Origin of the sequence: Streptomyces sp. NPDC017225 (assembly GCF_044331465.1) — a bacterium.
In the GTDB taxonomy this organism is placed as follows: Bacteria; Actinomycetota; Actinomycetes; order Streptomycetales; family Streptomycetaceae; genus Streptomyces.
The window spans coordinates 69717-86043 of the sequence record NZ_JBIRNE010000019.1 but is presented as its reverse complement, the minus strand read 5'-3'; the positions used below and the strand labels follow the sequence as shown (position 1 = coordinate 86043).

Sequence of the window (16327 nt, the reverse complement as noted above, 5' to 3'; positions counted from 1 at the left end):
CGGAGCCCGGTGGCGGTAACACCGAGGAGCCGGGCGGCGGTAACACCGAGGAGCCCGGTGGCGGTAACACCGAGGAGCCGGGCGGTGGCAACACCGAAGGACCCGGTGGCAACGGCGGCGGGGGTGACAACACCAACCCCGACGGCGGCAGCAACGACAACGTCGCCCAGGACGAGGGCTCCTCCGCCCTGACCGACACCGGCGAGGAGGCCCAGGTCTCCGACACCACCGCCCAGGGCAGCGGCGAGGAGCTCGCCGAGACGGGCGCCGCGCAGACCACGTTCCTGCTGGTCGGCGCCGCCACGATGATCGCCGGAGGCATCGGCTTCCGCTTCCTGCCGCGTCTGATGAACGGCCGCGGCGGCGCTGCCGCCTGACGGTAGCCGTCCGCGTACGCACAGCGCACGCACGAGAAGGGGCCCGGAGCGCACCACGCTCCGGGCCCCTTCTTCCGTCTTCGCCCGCTGCCGTGCCCGTGTCGGGGGCCCCGTGGGCCCTCCGCGTGCGTCAGGCGGTCTGGTGGGCCAGCAGGGCCACCGCCGCGACCAGCACCGTCAGCAGCGCGACCAGCGTCATCGGGTTCAGCCCGGCGAGGAAGTTCCCCTGCTGAAGCCGCTCGCGGTTCGCCCGGCACACCGGGCATCTGCCCTCGTTCACGGGCGCCGCGCAGTTCGCGCACACCAACCGGTCGTACGTCATGCGCTCACCCTCCTTGCCCACCGGCTCCGTCAGGACAACGCCCGCACCGACGCGAACGTTCCCCCTTCCACTGTGCCAGGTTCCGTGGGGCCCCGCGCGCCTTCCCGGCGGGGCCCGGGCCGGGGCCGGCGCGGGCCGAGGACAAAACGCGCAACTGATGCGCAACCCCGACCGGTGACTGCGGTCCGCTCCCCGATTCGCGTATGGTCACGCACATCTACCCCCGGCGACCCGTGGTGCATCCGTGATCCGATTCGACAACGTGTCCAAGGTCTACCCCAAACAGAACCACCCAGCCCTCAGGGATGTCTCCCTGGAGGTCGAGAAGGGCGAGTTCGTCTTCCTCGTGGGGTCCTCCGGCTCCGGAAAGTCCACCTTCCTGCGGCTGGTTCTCCGCGAGGAGCGGTGCAGCCACGGACAGGTGCACGTTCTGGGCAAGGACCTCGCCCGCCTCTCCAACTGGAAGGTGCCGCAGATGCGGCGCCAGCTGGGGACGGTGTTCCAGGACTTCCGCCTGCTGCCGAACAAGACGGTCGGCGAGAACGTCGCCTTCGCGCAGGAGGTCATCGGCAAGTCCCGCGGCGAGATCCGCAAGTCCGTGCCGCAGGTGCTCGACCTCGTCGGGCTCGGCGGCAAGGAGGACCGCAGGCCGGGCGAGCTGTCCGGCGGTGAGCAGCAGCGCGTCGCCATCGCGCGCGCGTTCGTCAACCGGCCCAAGCTGCTGATCGCGGACGAGCCCACCGGCAACCTCGACCCGCAGACCTCCGTCGGCATCATGAAGCTGCTCGACCGCATCAACCGGACGGGCACCACCGTGATCATGGCGACCCACGACCAGAACATCGTGGACCAGATGCGCAAGCGCGTCATCGAGCTGGAGAAGGGCCGTCTCGTCCGCGACCAGGCACGCGGCGTCTACGGCTACCAGCACTGACGAGGAACGGAAAGGCTTAACGAGACGCCATGCGCGCCCAGTTCGTGCTCTCGGAGATCGGTGTCGGTCTTCGCCGCAATCTGACGATGACCTTCGCCGTCATCGTCTCCGTCGCCCTGTCCCTGGCCCTGTTCGGCGGTTCGCTGCTGATGAGCGACCAGGTGACCACCATGAAGGGCTACTGGTACGACAAGGTCAACGTCTCGGTCTTCCTCTGCAACAAGAGCGACGCCGAGTCCGACCCCAACTGCGCCAAGGGCGCGGTGACCGAGGACCAGAAGAAACAGATCATGTCCGACCTCGACGAGATGACCGTCGTCGACAAGGTGACGTACGAGTCGCAGGACGAGGCGTACAAGCACTACAAGGAGCAGTTCGGCGACTCGCCGCTGGCCAGCTCCCTCACGCCGGACCAGATGCAGGAGTCGTACCGGATCAAGCTGAAGGACCCGGAGAAGTACCAGGTCATCGCGACCGCCTTCGACGGCCGGGACGGCGTGCAGTCCGTGCAGGACCAGAAGGGCATCCTGGACAACCTCTTCGGCCTCCTCAACGGCATGAACTGGGCCGCCCGCGCGGTGATGGCGCTGATGCTCGTCGTCGCGCTGATGCTGATCGTCAACACCGTGCGCGTCTCGGCGTTCAGCCGTCGGCGTGAGACCGGCATCATGCGGCTGGTCGGCGCGTCGGGCTTCTACATCCAGGCGCCGTTCATCATGGAGGCGGCGGTCGCCGGGCTCATCGGCGGTGGTGTCGCCTGCGGCTTCCTGGTGGCCGCCAGGTACTTCATCATCGACAACGGACTCGCCCTGTCCGAGAAGCTGAACCTGATCAACTTCATCGGCTGGGACGCCGTACTGACGAAGCTGCCGCTCATCCTGGCCACGAGCCTGTTGATGCCCGCGTTGGCCGCGTTCTTCGCGTTGCGCAAGTACCTGAAGGTGTGACACATACCAAGAGGGCCGCACGGTCGAGCGACCGTGCGGCCCTTACGTGTTGTCCTAGACTCACCGCCATGTCAGGTCGTGACCCGTTCTGTCAGCCCCGTCGCGCACGCCACGGGGCCGCCCTGACCTTGGTGTTCGCCAGCGTGCTCGTCGCGGGCGCGGCCACCGGCTCGTTCCCCGAGGCCGACCGGAAGCCCGCGCCGGACGCGGCCGGCGCCGCCGTCCCGGCCGGCCGGCACGAGGACGTCGCGCGGGCGGCGTCCGAGGCGATGGCCGACGGCAAGTCCCCCGTGGAGGCCGCCGAGCGCGCCGTCAGCCGCAGCGGGGACCGCTGGGGGGCCGTCTACTCCCGGGGCGAGTACGAGGAGTTGGAGGACGCCCTCGACGGCCGGTACACCGGCGTCGGGCTCTCCGCGCGCCGCGAGCGCGACGGCCGCATCGAGGTGAGCGAGGTGCGCTCCGGTTCGCCCGCCGCCGAAGCCGGGATCCGCCAGGGCGACCGGCTGCGCAGCGTCGACGGCGAGCGGGTGGACGGGCGCCCCGTCACCGAGGTCGTCTCCATACTGCGCGGCGACGCCGAGGCGGAACCCGCCGGCACCGCCGTCCGGCTCGGCCTGGAACGCGGCACGCGCGCGTGGACGGAGACCGTCCACCGGGCGCGGCTGTCCACGGACCCCGTGACCGTGCGCACCCTCGCCGACGGCCTCACCGTGGTCAGGGTCGTGTCGTTCACCAAGGGCGTCGGCGAACAGGTGCGCGGTGCGGTGGAGCGGCTGCCGTCCGGCACCGGGGTCGTCCTCGACCTGCGCGGCAACTCCGGCGGGCTGGTCGCCGAGGCCGTGACCGCCGCCTCCGCCTTCCTCGACGGCGGCCTGGTCGCCACGTACGACGTCGACGGCGACCAGCGGGCCCTGCACGCCGAGCCCGGCGGCGACACCACCAGACCCCTGGTCGCGCTCGTCGACGGCGGCACGATGAGCGCGGCCGAGCTCCTCACCGGAGCCCTGCAGGACCGCGGCCGGGCGGTCGTCCTGGGCTCCCGCACCTTCGGCAAGGGCTCGGTGCAGATGCCGGGCCGGCTGCCCGGCGGCTCGGTGGCCGAGCTGACCGTCGGGCACTACCGCACCCCCTCGGGCCGCGGTGTCGACGGCATCGGCATCACGCCGGACCTGGAGGTCGACCCGACGGACCCGGCCGCCCTGGACCGGGCGCGGACGGTGCTGAGCGGACTGGGGCGGTAGCGGCCCCCTCGCGTAAATCGGCTTCCCGCGGACCCCCTCCGTAGTGCCAAAATGGGCTGCACTATGGCTAAGGAAAAAGGGCGCAAGCTGATCGCGCAGAACAAGAAGGCGCGGCACGACTACCAGATCCTCGACACCTACGAGGCCGGCCTGGTGCTGTCCGGGACCGAGGTGAAGTCGCTGCGCCAGGGGCGGGCGTCGCTGGCCGACGGCTTCGTGCAGCTGGACGGGCACGAGGCGTGGCTGCACAACGTGCATGTGCCGGAGTACAGCCAGGGCACCTGGACCAACCACAGCGCCCGCCGCAAGCGGAAGCTGCTGCTGCACCGCGTGGAGATCGACAAGCTGGAGTCGAAGTCCCAGGAGACCGGTCACACGATCGTGCCCCTGGCGCTGTACTTCAAGGACGGCCGGGCCAAGGTCGAGATCGCGCTGGCGCGCGGCAAGAAGGAGTACGACAAGCGCCAGACCCTGCGGGAGAAGCAGGACCGCCGCGAGGCGGAGCGGACGATCTCGGCGATCCGGCGCAAGCAGCGGGCCTGACCCCGGGGGACAGCCGGCCCGCCCCCCCCCGGGGGGAATAGGCTGGCACCCGCGTGCGTTGGTCACGTACGATGGCACTTGCACCCCACAGCGGGTGCGCGCCCCCTCCTCGGAGGGATTGAAAAATCAACATGGGGATGATCGGTTTCGACAGCGGATGTCGAAGCAGGGGAAGCGTGTCGAGAAAGCGGCCATGATCTCGTAAACCACAGGCCGAAAAAAATAATCGCCAATTCCAAGCGCGATTCCTCCCAGCAGGCCTTCGCCCTCGCTGCCTGATCTCAGGTAGCGAAGCGAGCCTCCTACTAAGGGAGTGTCAGCCCGGGGCTGTTCCCGACCCGGATCCTGGCATCAGCTAGGGGACTAAACCTTGATCCCGGTCACGGGGTGAAGAGGGAAACCAAACAGTGACTGAGCCCGTCGGAGACTTGTCCGCGTGATCTTCGGGGCTGAGAAAATCGAAGCGGACTGCACACGGAGAAGCCCTGGTTCCGCACCGTTGGACGCGGGTTCGATTCCCGCCATCTCCACATTTCCCATGGTGACCCCCTGGGACACCGGCCGAGCGCCGGCGTCCCAGGGGGTCTTTGTGCGCCGTCACAGCGGCGCTGTCGCCGTTGTGGAGTCGCCGGATGCCCGCACCCGCCCACCTCGATCCCCGCCTCCTGCGCGCCTTCGTCACCGTCGCGGAGGAACTGCACTTCACCCGCGCCGCCGTCCGTCTGTACGTCGCCCAGCAGGCGCTCAGCAGGGACGTGCGGCGCCTGGAGCGGGAACTGGGCGCCGAGTTGTTCGTCCGGACCACCCGACAGGTGACCCTGACGGCCGACGGCGAGCGGCTGCTGCCGTACGCCCGCCGCGTCCTCCAGGCGCAGGACGACCTCCTGGCCGCCTTCGGGCAGGCCCGCCCGCTGCTGGTCGACCTCAACTCCCCGGAACTCGACACCGGCCGCCTGGTTCTGGAACGGGCCCGCGGGCTCGCGCCCGAACAGGAGCTGATGGCGCGTTACGAGAGCGGACTGACGGGCGCCGCGGCCGAACTGATCGCCGGCCGCATCGACGCGTCGTTCGGCCGGTTCGCCGGCATCGCCCCGGCGCTGCGGACGGGACTCGGCCACCAACCGGTCCGCTACGAGCCCATGGCGGTGCTGCTGCCCGGGGACCACCCGTTGGCCCGGCTGACGGAGGTGCCGCTCGCCGCGCTGAAGGGCGAGACCATGTACGCCGGGGCGGGCAACCCGCGGACACCGGAGTGGACCGACCTCGCTCACCGCCTGTTCGAGGGACGCGGCATCGAGGTGGCGGCACCCGCTCCGCCGGCCGTCGGGGAGGAGGAGTTCCAGCGGATCATGGACAAGACGCGCAATCCGATCCTCGCCGTGGCGGGCTGTCCGGCCATCGGGTCGACCGTGGTGCGCCCGCTCGTCGATCCCGTGCCGCTCTCGCCCGTGTCACTGGTCTGGCGAAAGGGACTGGTGCACCCCGCGTTCGACGCGCTGCGCCGGGCGGCGGCCCTGGTAGCGGCCGAAAAGGGCTGGCTCCGCAGGCCCTCGGGAAGCTGGATTCCGGCCGTCGACGCCGCTGTGATGTCCGTCCACAACTGACACGGGGCAACCACGTGTCCTCCGCGTGCGCTACATTCTTTGCCTGAGCACGGTGTGGTACAGGGGGCGCTCGAACCAGGTGGGGGCCGGTTCGGCCGACGGGTGCTCGGAGTCGTATGCGCACCCGGAACCGTCCCGTGGGGGGAAGTGCGTGCGCGTGAAGAAATGGCAAAAAAACGCCCAACCGGAGGGGCCCGAGGCCGTGTCCGGGGTGCGTGATCTCCCAGAGGCGAAACAGGATGCTGACGTCACCGAGGTATTTCCGGCGACCAGGGCCTTCCCGGTGACCGGGGAGCCTTCGACGACCGGAACGTCGTCCGGCCGAGCCGGCCAGTCCCCCCGGCCCACCCAGTCCGGTGGCTCCGCCGGGTCCACGGGCTCGGCCGGGTCCGCCGATCCCGGGCCCGGTTGGTTCGGGGGCTCCGGTGCCGACGAGACGGAAGTCATCGGTTCCCGAATAGGCAGGGAACGAATAGCCGGCAAGCCGGTGGGCGGCGACCCGGCCGGTGACTCCCCGGTGGCCGCGGACCGTACGAGCCGGAATCCGGGCCACGACCCGTTGAACCGGGGACGGATAACCTGGGGCGGGACGAAGCCGGCCGGAAGCAGTCCGTCCGGGACCGGCCCCGACGGGGCGAATCCGAGCGGGAAGAACCCGGCCGCGACCGACTCGGCCGGAACGGCCCGCAACGCCCCGACCCCTGACGCCGACAGGACGGACATCCTCCCTTCGGCTCCTTCGGCTCCTTCGGCTCCTTCGGCCGCGCCGACGCGTGTCTTCCCCACGACCGCGTCCGGCCCCGCCACCTCCGCCCTCCGCGACCCCTGGCAGGACACCCCGGGCGTCGATGCCGACGCCGGCGCCGACGCCGGGACCGGCGGCGACCACGCGCACGACCCGCACGAGGTGACGGTCCAGCTCGACGCCGTCCAGCTCGGTGACGGCGTGATCCGCCGGGCCGACAGCGGGCGCCCCGAGAGCGCCCCCGAAGGCTCCGACGGACCGGTCTTCGTCGACGCGTCGGGACGCCGCAGCCGTCTGTACCGCCGCCTCGGCATCGCGGTCGGCGTCGCCTGCGCGGTCTACGCCGTCGTCATCGTCTCCACGCTGCTGTCCGGCAACTCCAACGCGCCCTGGCTGCCCGTGGAGGGCCAGCAGGAGGGCAAGCCGGCCGGCCAGGTCGACACCACGCCGCTGCCCTCGCAGTCGGCGCGGCCCTCCGGCACCGGCAGCGCGGTCCCGCAGACCAGCCCCTCGGCAGGCGCGGGCGTGACCACGGCACCGGGTGCCGACATCCCCGCGCCCGGCACGTCCGGCACCGCGCTGCAGCCCGGCACCAGCGCCGACCCCGAGCCCTCACAGAGCGAGACCGCCCCGGAGCCCGGCGACGAGGGCGCGACCGTCCCGGACCCGACGCAGTCGACGCAGGTGCCGCCCCCCGGGAGCGCGGACCCGACGACCCCGGAGGGCGACGGCGAGACCCCGGTCGACCCGACCGGACCCACGAACCCCACCGATCCCACCTCGGGCACCGACCCCGGTGACGGCGGTACGGCCGTCAACGGCGTGAGCGCCCCCCTGGCCGCCGCCGGACCCGCCGCCGGTTCGGGCAACCCCCTCACGTCCCCTTCCCTGTCCCCGGAGAACACCCTCTGATGGCACCCCGCACCCGCCGTCACGGGCCGACACGCAGCGCCCGTGAGGGCGTCCGGCGTCGTCGCCTGCCCCTGCGCCTGCTGCTTCCGCTGCTCGTCCTGGTCGCCCTGGCGGCGATGCTCATGCTGCGCGGCTACGTGCACAGCGAGATCCTCGCCGACCACCGCGTCCAGCCGCCCGCCGCCACCGACCAGGTGCCGGAGAAGATCCTCGAGGGCGGCCCGGTCATCGACGCCCGGGGCGGCCGCACCGAGAGCCTGAGCGTGCCCGACCACCGCCTGGTCCTCACGTTCGACGACGGCCCGGACCCGACCTGGACGCCGAAGGTGCTGGACGTGCTGAAGAAGCACGACGCGCACGGCGTCTTCTTCGTCACCGGCACCATGGCCTCCCGCTACCCCGACCTGGTCAAGCGCATGGTCGACGAGGGCCACGAGGTCGGCCTGCACACGTTCAACCACCCCGACCTCTCCTTCCAGTCCAAGAAGCGCATCGACTGGGAGCTGTCGCAGAACCAGCTGGCGATCACCGGCGCGGCCGGCATCCGCACCTCGCTCTTCCGCCCGCCGTACTCCTCCTACGCGGACGCCATGGACAACAAGTCCTGGCCCGTCACCGAGTACATCGGCAGCCGCGGCTACATCACCGTCGTCAACAACACCGACAGCGAGGACTGGAAGCGCCCCGGCGTCGACGAGATCATCCGGCGCGCCACGCCCAAGGACGGCGAGGGCGCCATCGTCCTGATGCACGACTCCGGCGGTGACCGCAGCCAGACGGTCGAGGCGCTGGACAGGTTCCTGCCCGACCTGCAGAAGAAGGGCTACGAGTTCGACAACCTCACCGAGGCCCTGGACGCGCCCAGCGCGATGAGCCCGGTGTCCGGCGCCGAACTGTGGAAGGGCAAGGCCTGGGTCTTCCTCGTCCAGGCCTCGGAGAAGCTCACCGACGTCCTGGTCGTGGGCCTGGCGATCATCGGCACGCTCGTCATCGGCCGCTTCGGGCTGATGCTGCTCCTCTCCGGCTTCCACGCCCGCCGGGTCCGACGCAAGGACTTCCGCTGGGGCCCGCCGGTGACCGAACCGGTGACGGTGCTGGTCCCGGCGTACAACGAGGCCAAGTGCATCGAGAACACCGTCCTCTCGCTGATGTCCAGCGACCACCCGGTCGAGGTCATCGTCATCGACGACGGCTCCAGCGACGGCACCGCCCGGATCGTCGAGGCCATGGGCCTGCCGGGCGTCCGGGTGATCCGCCAGCTCAACGCGGGCAAGCCGGCCGCGCTCAACCGGGGCCTGGCCAACGCCAGTCACGACATCGTCGTCATGATGGACGGCGACACGGTCTTCGAGTCGTCCACCGTCCGCGAACTCGTCCAGCCCTTCGGCGACCCGAAGGTCGGCGCCGTGGCGGGCAACGCGAAGGTCGGCAACAAGGACAGCCTGATCGGCGCCTGGCAGCACATCGAGTACGTGATGGGCTTCAACCTGGACCGCCGCATGTACGACGTCCTGGGCTGCATGCCGACCATCCCGGGCGCCGTGGGCGCCTTCCGGCGCTCGGCGCTGGCACCGATCGGCGGCATGAGCGACGACACCCTCGCCGAGGACACCGACGTCACCATGGCGCTGCACCGCGCCGGCTGGCGCGTGGTCTACGCCGAGAACGCCCGCGCCTGGACCGAGGCGCCGGAGACCGTCCAGCAGCTGTGGTCCCAGCGCTACCGCTGGTCCTACGGCACCATGCAGGCCATCTGGAAGCACCGCAGGTCCGTGATCGAGAAGGGCCCCTCGGGCCGCTTCGGCCGCGTGGGCCTGCCCTTCGTCTCCCTGTTCATGGTCCTGGCCCCGCTGCTGGCCCCGCTGATCGACGTCTTCCTGCTCTACGGCATCGTCTTCGGCCCGACCCAGAAGACGATCATGGCGTGGCTGGGCGTCCTGGCCCTCCAGGCGGTCTGCGCGGCATACGCCTTCCGCCTCGACCGCGAACGCATGACCCATCTGATCTCGCTGCCGTTGCAGCAGATCCTCTACCGCCAGCTCATGTACGTGGTGCTGCTCCAGTCCTGGATCACCGCGCTCACCGGCGGCCGGCTGCGCTGGCAGAAGCTCCGGCGCACCGGCGTGGTCGGGGCGCCCGGCGGCTCCGTGCCGCAGCAGCGTGGGCAGAGCAGCGATGATCGGAGGCCCGTGGCATGACCCACGGATACACGACCGGTACGGGTACGAGCCCGGAGCCGGCCGGCCCGTACGGCTCCCCGTACGCGGGTGACCCGAATGGGGCCGCGGGGATGCCGTACCCCGTCCCACGGCAGCGCACGACGGAGCCCGCGGCCGAGCCCGCTCCCGCCCCGGCCGCCAGGAAGCCGGGCGGCCGCGACCGGTACCTCGACCTCCTGCGCTCCATCGCCCTGGTCCGAGTCGTGGTGTACCACATCTTCGGCTGGGCCTGGCTGACGGTGCTGTTCCCGTCGATGGGCGTGATGTTCGCGCTGGCGGGCTCGCTGATGGCGCGTTCGCTCAAGCGCCCGGCGATGGGCGTGATCCGCGGCCGCGTGCGCCGCCTCCTGCCGCCGATGTGGGCGTTCGCCGCGGTCGTGCTGACGATGATGTTCGTGAACGGCTGGAACCCCACCAAGGACCCGGAGGGCGGCGCCTGGGGCCTGATCGAGCTGTTCAACTACATCGTCCCGATCGGCGCCCCGCCCTACCCCTGGCACGTCGGCTCCCCGTCCGGCCTGCTGGAGGACACCTGGGCGGTACAGGCCGCGGGGCCGCTCTGGTACCTGCGCGCCTACCTGTGGTTCGTCATCGCCTCCCCGCTGCTGCTGTGGCTGTTCCGCAAGGCCCCCTGGCCGACGCTGCTCGCCCCGCTCGGCCTGACGGCGATCGTCGGCACGGGAGTGGTGACCATCCCCGGCGAGACGGGCCTCGCGATCACCGACTTCGCGGTCTACGGCGGCTGCTGGGTCCTGGGCTTCGCCCACCACGAGGGTCTGCTGAAGCAGATCCCGCGCTACGTCTCCGTCTCCTGCGCGTCCCTGGTGATGGCCTTCGGCCTGTGGTGGGCCTCGAACCACCTGGGCCCCGACGGCTGGGACCTCAACGACATCCCGCTGGCCCAGGCCACCTGGTCGTTCGGGTTCGTCGTGATCCTGCTCCAGTACTCCCCGTCGTGGCAGGAACTCCCCGGCCGGCTGGCGAAGTGGGACAAGCTGATCACCCTCTCCAACAACCGCGCGGTCACCATCTACCTGTGGCACAACCTGCTGATCATGGCGACGGTTCCGATCATCGACCTGGCCTACCGGCTCCCGTTCATGCAGAACGAGCGGGCGATGAACGCCCTCACCGACGCGTACACGATCTGGATGCTGGCCCTCGTCTGGCCGCTCATCGGCCTGATGGTCCTCGCGGTCGGCTGGGTCGAGGACCTCGCGGCGAAGCGGAAACCACGCCTGTGGCCGAACGGCACGAAGCGCGCCGCGGACCCGCGGCCCAGGAGCAGAGCGGCCCACCGGGGCTGACGCCGGTGTCCTCTCACCCCGCCCCGGTGCCGGGTGAGAGGGACGTTCCCTTCCGGTCATCCACAGCCCCACCGGCCCGAAACGCGTCCTGCCTACCGTCGGTGCAACCGAGCTACGGAGCACCGTGGAGGCGTCATGACAGTCCCTGGCGGCCGCTGGATCCAGCACTGGGATCCGGAGGACGAGACCTTCTGGAAGGAGACGGGGGAGCGGGTCGCGCGGCGGAACCTGTTCTTCTCCGTCCTCTCCGAGCACATCGGGTTCTCGGTCTGGACGCTGTGGTCCGTGCTGGTGCTCTTCATGGGGCCGGAGTACGGGCTGACACCGGCCGACAAGTTCCTGCTGACGTCCGTGGTGACGCTGGTCGGGGCGGTCGTGCGGGTGCCGTACACCTTCGCCGTCGCGGTCTTCGGCGGGCGGAACTGGACGATCGTCTCCGCCGGGCTGCTGCTCGTGCCGACCGTCGCGGCGTTCACGGTCATGGAGCCGGGAACGTCCTTCTCGACCTTCCTGCTGGTCGGTCTGCTGGCCGGCATCGGCGGCGGCAACTTCGCCTCCTCCATGACCAACATCAACGCCTTCTTCCCGCTCCGGAAGAAGGGCTGGGCGCTCGGCCTCAACGCCGGGGGCGGGAACATCGGTGTGCCGGTCATCCAGCTGGCCGCGCTCGCGATCATCGGGGCGAGTGGCGGGCCGCGGGTGCTGCTCGGCATCTACATCCCGCTGATCCTGGTGGCCGCCGTCCTCGCCGCCCTCTTCATGGACAACCTCGCCTCCGTGAAGAACGACACCGGGGCCGCCAAGGACGCCGCCCGGGACGCCCACACCTGGATCATGGCCGTGCTGTACGTCGGCACGTTCGGGTCGTTCATCGGGTACAGCTTCGCCTTCGGGCAGGTGCTGCAGACCCAGTTCGGGCGCAGTCCGCTCCAGGCGGCGTACCTGACCTTCATCGGTCCGCTGCTCGGCTCCCTGATCCGGCCGCTGGGCGGCAGGCTCGCCGACCGGTACGGCGGCGCGCGGATCACGCTGTGGAACTTCGTGGCCATGGCCGCCGCCACCGCCGTACTCGTCGCCGCCAGCATGGCGAAGTCGCTCGGGCTGTTCGTCGCCGTGTTCGTGGTGCTGTTCGTGCTCAGCGGGCTCGGCAACGGCTCGACGTTCAAGATGATCCCCGGGATCTTCCAGAACAAGGCCCTCGCCAAGGGGCTGACGGGGGAGGACGCCGTGGCGTACGGGCGGCGGCTCTCCGGTGCCTCCATGGGCCTGATCGGAGCGGTCGGCGCGCTCGGCGGCGTCGCCATCAACCTCGCCTTCCGGCAGTCCTTCCTCACCGTCGGCTCGGGCACCGGCGCCTTCGTCGCCTTCCTCGCCTTCTACGCCGTCTGCTTCGCCGTCACATGGGCGGTATACCTTCGTCGTCCGGCCGCACGGACGCCGGACGGCCCGGCGGGCCCGGCACGGCCGAAGGCCCAGCTCAGTTACGCCGACGTATGACGTAACACTGGTGACATGAAGCGGAACCGAGCCTGTCACGCGACGTTGGCAGGCTCGGTCGGCACGTGAGTACGCACGTGGGTGTGAACGGATCGGAGCGCGGCTAGCCATGGACGACGAACAGCAGCCGGACAAGGGTGCCCACGGTCCCCTCGCCGGATTCACCGTGGGGGTGACCGCCGCCCGCCGGGCCGACGAACTGGGCGCGCTGCTCCAGCGGCGCGGAGCCGCCGTCCTGCACGCGCCGGCGCTCAGGATCGTGCCGCTCGCCGACGACAGCGAACTGCTGGCCGCGACCAAGCAGCTCATCGACCAGGCGCCGGACGTCGTCGTGGCCACCACCGCCATCGGTTTCCGGGGCTGGGTCGAGGCCGCCGACGGCTGGGGACTGGGTGACGCCCTGCTGGAGCGGCTGCGCGCGGTGCGACTGCTCGCGCGCGGTCCCAAGGTCAAGGGCGCGGTCCGGGCCGCCGGGCTGACGGAGGAGTGGTCACCGGCCTCCGAGTCCATGGCCGAGGTGCTGGACCGGCTGCTGGAGGAGGGCGTCGAAGGCCGGCGGATCGCCCTGCAACTGCACGGTGAGCCGCTGCCGGGGTTCGTGGAGGCGCTGCGGGCGGGCGGCGCCGAGGTGGTGGGCGTGCCCGTCTACCGGTGGCTGCCGCCGGTGGACCTCGGGCCCGTGGACCGGATGCTGGACGTCGCCGTCTCGCACGGCCTGGACGCCGTGACGTTCACCAGCGCGCCCGCCGCCGCGTCCCTCCTCTCCCGCGCCGAGGAGCGCGGCATGCTGCCCGAACTGCTCGCCGCGTTCGGCCACGGCGTGCTGCCGGCCTGCGTCGGCCCGGTGACCGCGGTGCCGCTCCAGGCGCACGGCGTCGACACGGTCCAGCCCGAACGCTTCCGGCTGGGCCCCCTCGTCCAGCTGCTGTGCCAGGAGCTGCCGGCCCGTACCCGCGTCCTGCCGGTCGCCGGGCACCGGCTGGAGATCCGCGGGCACGCGGTGCTCGTGGACGGGGAGCTCAACGCCGTGCCGCCCGCCGGCATGTCCCTGCTGAGGGCCCTCGCCCGGCGGCCGGGCTGGGTGGTGGCCCGCGCCGACCTGCTGCGCGCCCTGCCGGGCACCGGCCGCGACGAACACGCCGTCGAGACGGCGATGGCCCGCCTGCGTACGTCCCTCGGCACCCCGAAGCTGATCCAGACGGTGGTGAAGCGGGGTTACCGCCTGGCCCTGGACCCGGCCACGGACGCCAAGTACACGGACGGGTGACGCGCGGGCTACACGGACGGGTGACGCGCGGGCGCACACGTGGGCTTCCGGCCGTAGGGCGGTACGAGGGGTTCCGGGCGCGGGAGCGGGCAGGCACTGTAGAGGGAGCGGTCCACCTGCTCCCCTCCCCAGCCCGCACGCCGGCGGGCAACCCCTAGGCGGTGACAGGAACATGGCACTGGGTACGGCCACCGATCCGTACGAGCTGCGGTTCGACACCGGGCGGATCTGCCTGGACCTCATCGCCACCACCCACCCCATGGAACGGCTCGAATCCGTCGAGGTGCTGCGTGCCTGGATCATCGGGGCCGGGCTCGTCCCGCCCCGCACCCCGCTGGCCCACGCCGACGTCTCCTGGCTGGCCGCCTTCCGCGAACTGCGCGGCCAGACCGCCCGCCTGATCCGCTCCAGGTCCGCGCCCGGCGCCCACCCGTACGACCTCGCGCTCGCCCGCGTCAACGGCCTCGCCCTCGCCGCGCCCCCGGCCCCGCGCGCGGTCCACGGCGACGACGGCGCGCTGGTACGGGAGTTGACCGGTCCGCCGGAGTGCCCGGCGCTGCTCGGCGCCCTCGCCCGGGACACCGTGGAGCTGCTCACCGACCCCCTCGCGCGGGCGAGCCTCAGACAGTGCGAGGGCGACAACTGCCCGATCGTGTACGTGGACACCTCCCGGGGGCGCCGCAGGCGCTGGTGCTCCAGCGAGATCTGCGGCAACCGCGAGCGTGTCGCCCGGCACCGCCGCAGGGCCGCCCTCGCCCGGTAGTCCCGTAGTCCCGTAGTCCCGTGGGTCTCGCCCGATAAGTGCGGCGGCGTCCCCCTTCGTCACGCCGTCCCGGGAAAACTCCCATCCCCCTTTGAACACCCCGCACTTCGCGTCCGTACCGAATGGGCGAGCGACCGACTGGGGGAACCCCCGGACATCGGAGGTGGGCGTGCGCAAGGATTCCGTCGTGGCCGGTGAACGTGGTGCGAGGGCCCGACATCGCATGTCCCAGGCGCCCTCGGAACCCGACGAGGAGCTGATGCGCGCCCTGTACCGGGAGCACGCCGGCCCCTTGCTGGCCTATGTGCTGCGGCTGGTCGCGGGGGACCGGCAGCGCGCCGAGGACGTCGTCCAGGAGACGCTCATCCGTGCCTGGAAGAACGCCGGTCAGCTCAACCGTGCGACCGGATCGGTACGCCCCTGGCTGGTGACGGTCGCCCGGCGCATCGTCATCGACGGCCACCGCAGCCGGCAGGCCCGGCCGCAGGAGGTCGATCCGTCGCCGCTGGAGGTCATCCCCGCGGAGGACGAGATCGACAAGGCGCTGTGGCTGATGACGCTGTCGGACGCGCTCGACGACCTGACCCCGGCTCACCGGGAGGTCCTCGTCGAGACGTACTTCAAGGGGCGTACCGTCAACGAGGCGGCGCGGACACTGGGCATACCCAGCGGCACCGTTCGCTCCCGGGTGTTCTACGCCCTGCGTTCGATGAAGCTGGCACTGGAGGAGCGGGGGGTGACGGCGTGATGAGCGGGTACGGGGGAGCTCAGGGATTCGACGGTGGATTCGGCCCGGGGGACACGGGTAATTCTGTCCCCATGCAGGGATCACCGCCGCCGAACGAGCACGAGACCGTCGGCGCCTACGCCCTCGGCATCCTCGACGACGCGGAGGCGACCGCCTTCGAGGCGCACCTCGCCACCTGCGAGTGGTGCGCCCAGCAGCTCGACGAGCTGGCCGGGATGGAGCCGATGATGGCCGCGCTCGCGGACCTGCCGGGCACCGGCACGCCCGCGATCGCCGAGTCGCTGACGGCGAGGCCGAGCCCGCGGCTGGCGGAGAAGCTCGTCGACGAGGTCGCCGAGCGCCGCGCGAGCAAACGCCGCCGCAACTTCTACCTGGTGGGCACCGCCGCCGCACTGATCATCGGCGGTCCGTTCGCCGCCGTGGCGACCACGGGCGGTGACGGCGGTGACGGCGGTGACGACGACGGCGGCCGCCGGACCGAGGCGTCGCAGCCGGCCGCCGGCCCCGCCGAGTCCGCCTTCGCCGCGATGCCCGACCGCGTCACGGCGACCGACCCGGCCACCCGGGTCAGCGCCACCGTGGCCCTGCGGAAGAAGGCCTGGGGCACCGACGCGGTCCTGGAGCTCAAGAACCTCAAGGGCCCCGAGAAGTGCTCCCTGATCGCCGTCGGCAAGAACGGCGAACGTGAGACGGTCACCTCCTGGTCGGTCCCCGACTGGGGGTACGGCATTGCGGACGCCACCGACGACAAGGGCAGAAAGCCCCTCTACGTGCAGGGCGGCGCCGCCTTCGACCCCAACGAGATCGACCACTTCGAGGTCATGACCTTCGACGGCGAGCGGCTGGTGGAGGTGGACGCGTAGGTCCGCCGACAGCGCTGCCGTAGCTTCCGGGCCCCCCT

General features: G+C 71.3%; 14 protein-coding genes, 1 other RNA gene and 1 pseudogene. 15 read left to right on the top strand and 1 reads right to left on the bottom strand.

Translation table 11 applies throughout. From position 1 onward, the window contains the following. Positions 1–377 (top strand): annotated as a pseudogene (locus ACH4NX_RS31100) (hypothetical protein); the annotation flags it as partial. 130 nt (positions 378–507) lie between these two features. Here ACH4NX_RS31100 and ACH4NX_RS31095 read toward each other — a convergent pair. Continuing rightward, complete coding sequence (locus tag ACH4NX_RS31095; protein ID WP_279559708.1) at positions 508–699, bottom strand: hypothetical protein; 192 nt, start codon at positions 697–699, stop codon at positions 508–510. Between the two features lie 244 nt (positions 700–943). On the opposite strand from ACH4NX_RS31095, the gene ftsE reads away from it, so the two are divergent. The 14 genes from ftsE (at position 944) to ACH4NX_RS31025 (ending at position 16289) form a co-directional block, all read left to right on the top strand. Beyond that, positions 944–1633, top strand: coding sequence for a cell division ATP-binding protein FtsE (gene ftsE, locus ACH4NX_RS31090; protein WP_053131878.1), 690 nt, complete (start codon positions 944–946; stop codon positions 1631–1633). A gap of 29 nt (positions 1634–1662) precedes the next feature. Beyond that, positions 1663–2580, top strand: a complete 918-nt coding sequence (gene ftsX / locus ACH4NX_RS31085; protein ID WP_279559707.1) for a permease-like cell division protein FtsX — start codon at positions 1663–1665, stop codon at positions 2578–2580. 68 nt (positions 2581–2648) lie between these two features. Further along, positions 2649–3821 carry a S41 family peptidase gene (locus tag ACH4NX_RS31080; RefSeq protein ID WP_398129538.1) on the top strand — a complete coding sequence of 391 codons (1173 nt, stop codon included), beginning with the start codon at positions 2649–2651 and terminating at the stop codon, positions 3819–3821. Positions 3822–3884: 63 nt separating this feature from the next. After that, complete coding sequence (gene smpB, locus ACH4NX_RS31075) at positions 3885–4364, top strand: SsrA-binding protein SmpB (RefSeq protein WP_052841735.1); 480 nt, start codon at positions 3885–3887, stop codon at positions 4362–4364. A 133-nt stretch (positions 4365–4497) separates the two neighbouring features. After that, positions 4498–4897: a transfer-messenger RNA gene (gene ssrA, locus ACH4NX_RS31070) on the top strand. A 99-nt stretch (positions 4898–4996) separates the two neighbouring features. Next, a complete protein-coding gene (locus ACH4NX_RS31065; RefSeq protein WP_398129539.1) occupies positions 4997–5968 on the top strand; it encodes a LysR family transcriptional regulator in 972 nt (323 codons plus the stop codon). 487 nt (positions 5969–6455) lie between these two features. Continuing rightward, positions 6456–7625, top strand: coding sequence for a hypothetical protein (locus ACH4NX_RS31060; protein ID WP_398129540.1), 1170 nt, complete (start codon positions 6456–6458; stop codon positions 7623–7625). Next, positions 7625–9823, top strand: a complete 2199-nt coding sequence (locus tag ACH4NX_RS31055) for a polysaccharide deacetylase family protein (RefSeq protein ID WP_351399918.1) — start codon at positions 7625–7627, stop codon at positions 9821–9823. The genes ACH4NX_RS31060 and ACH4NX_RS31055 overlap by 1 nt, the downstream gene beginning before the upstream one ends. Then, a complete protein-coding gene (locus tag ACH4NX_RS31050; protein ID WP_398129541.1) occupies positions 9820–11151 on the top strand; it encodes an acyltransferase in 1332 nt (443 codons plus the stop codon). The genes ACH4NX_RS31055 and ACH4NX_RS31050 overlap by 4 nt, the downstream gene beginning before the upstream one ends. A gap of 135 nt (positions 11152–11286) precedes the next feature. After that, entirely contained in the window at positions 11287–12648 is a 1362-nt protein-coding gene (locus ACH4NX_RS31045; protein ID WP_398129542.1) for a nitrate/nitrite transporter, read from the top strand. 109 nt (positions 12649–12757) lie between these two features. Then, on the top strand, positions 12758–13915 hold the full coding sequence (locus ACH4NX_RS31040; RefSeq protein WP_398129543.1) for a uroporphyrinogen-III synthase: 1158 nt from the start codon (positions 12758–12760) through the stop codon (positions 13913–13915). A gap of 172 nt (positions 13916–14087) precedes the next feature. Then, a complete protein-coding gene (locus ACH4NX_RS31035; RefSeq protein ID WP_398129544.1) occupies positions 14088–14678 on the top strand; it encodes a CGNR zinc finger domain-containing protein in 591 nt (196 codons plus the stop codon). Between the two features lie 223 nt (positions 14679–14901). Next, a complete protein-coding gene (locus tag ACH4NX_RS31030; protein ID WP_351399927.1) occupies positions 14902–15426 on the top strand; it encodes a sigma-70 family RNA polymerase sigma factor in 525 nt (174 codons plus the stop codon). 71 nt (positions 15427–15497) lie between these two features. Then, complete coding sequence (locus ACH4NX_RS31025; RefSeq protein WP_351399930.1) at positions 15498–16289, top strand: zf-HC2 domain-containing protein; 792 nt, start codon at positions 15498–15500, stop codon at positions 16287–16289. Positions 16290–16327 lie beyond the last annotated feature (38 nt).

Bases quoted from the DNA above. Each gene is read 5' to 3' on its own strand.
- ACH4NX_RS31080 (WP_398129538.1), top strand. From the start codon at position 2,649: ATGTCAGGTCGTGACCCGTTCTGTCAGCCCCGTCGCGCACGCCACGGG.
- ACH4NX_RS31025 (WP_351399930.1), top strand. From the start codon at position 15,498: ATGCAGGGATCACCGCCGCCGAACGAGCACGAGACCGTCGGCGCCTAC.
- ACH4NX_RS31045 (WP_398129542.1), top strand. From the start codon at position 11,287: ATGACAGTCCCTGGCGGCCGCTGGATCCAGCACTGGGATCCGGAGGAC.
- ACH4NX_RS31040 (WP_398129543.1), top strand. From the start codon at position 12,758: ATGGACGACGAACAGCAGCCGGACAAGGGTGCCCACGGTCCCCTCGCC.
- ACH4NX_RS31035 (WP_398129544.1), top strand. From the start codon at position 14,088: ATGGCACTGGGTACGGCCACCGATCCGTACGAGCTGCGGTTCGACACC.
- ACH4NX_RS31095 (WP_279559708.1), bottom strand. From the start codon at position 699: ATGACGTACGACCGGTTGGTGTGCGCGAACTGCGCGGCGCCCGTGAAC.
- ACH4NX_RS31055 (WP_351399918.1), top strand. From the start codon at position 7,625: ATGGCACCCCGCACCCGCCGTCACGGGCCGACACGCAGCGCCCGTGAG.
- ftsX (WP_279559707.1), top strand. From the start codon at position 1,663: ATGCGCGCCCAGTTCGTGCTCTCGGAGATCGGTGTCGGTCTTCGCCGC.
- ACH4NX_RS31065 (WP_398129539.1), top strand. From the start codon at position 4,997: ATGCCCGCACCCGCCCACCTCGATCCCCGCCTCCTGCGCGCCTTCGTC.
- smpB (WP_052841735.1), top strand. From the start codon at position 3,885: ATGGCTAAGGAAAAAGGGCGCAAGCTGATCGCGCAGAACAAGAAGGCG.
- ACH4NX_RS31030 (WP_351399927.1), top strand. From the start codon at position 14,902: ATGTCCCAGGCGCCCTCGGAACCCGACGAGGAGCTGATGCGCGCCCTG.
- ACH4NX_RS31050 (WP_398129541.1), top strand. From the start codon at position 9,820: ATGACCCACGGATACACGACCGGTACGGGTACGAGCCCGGAGCCGGCC.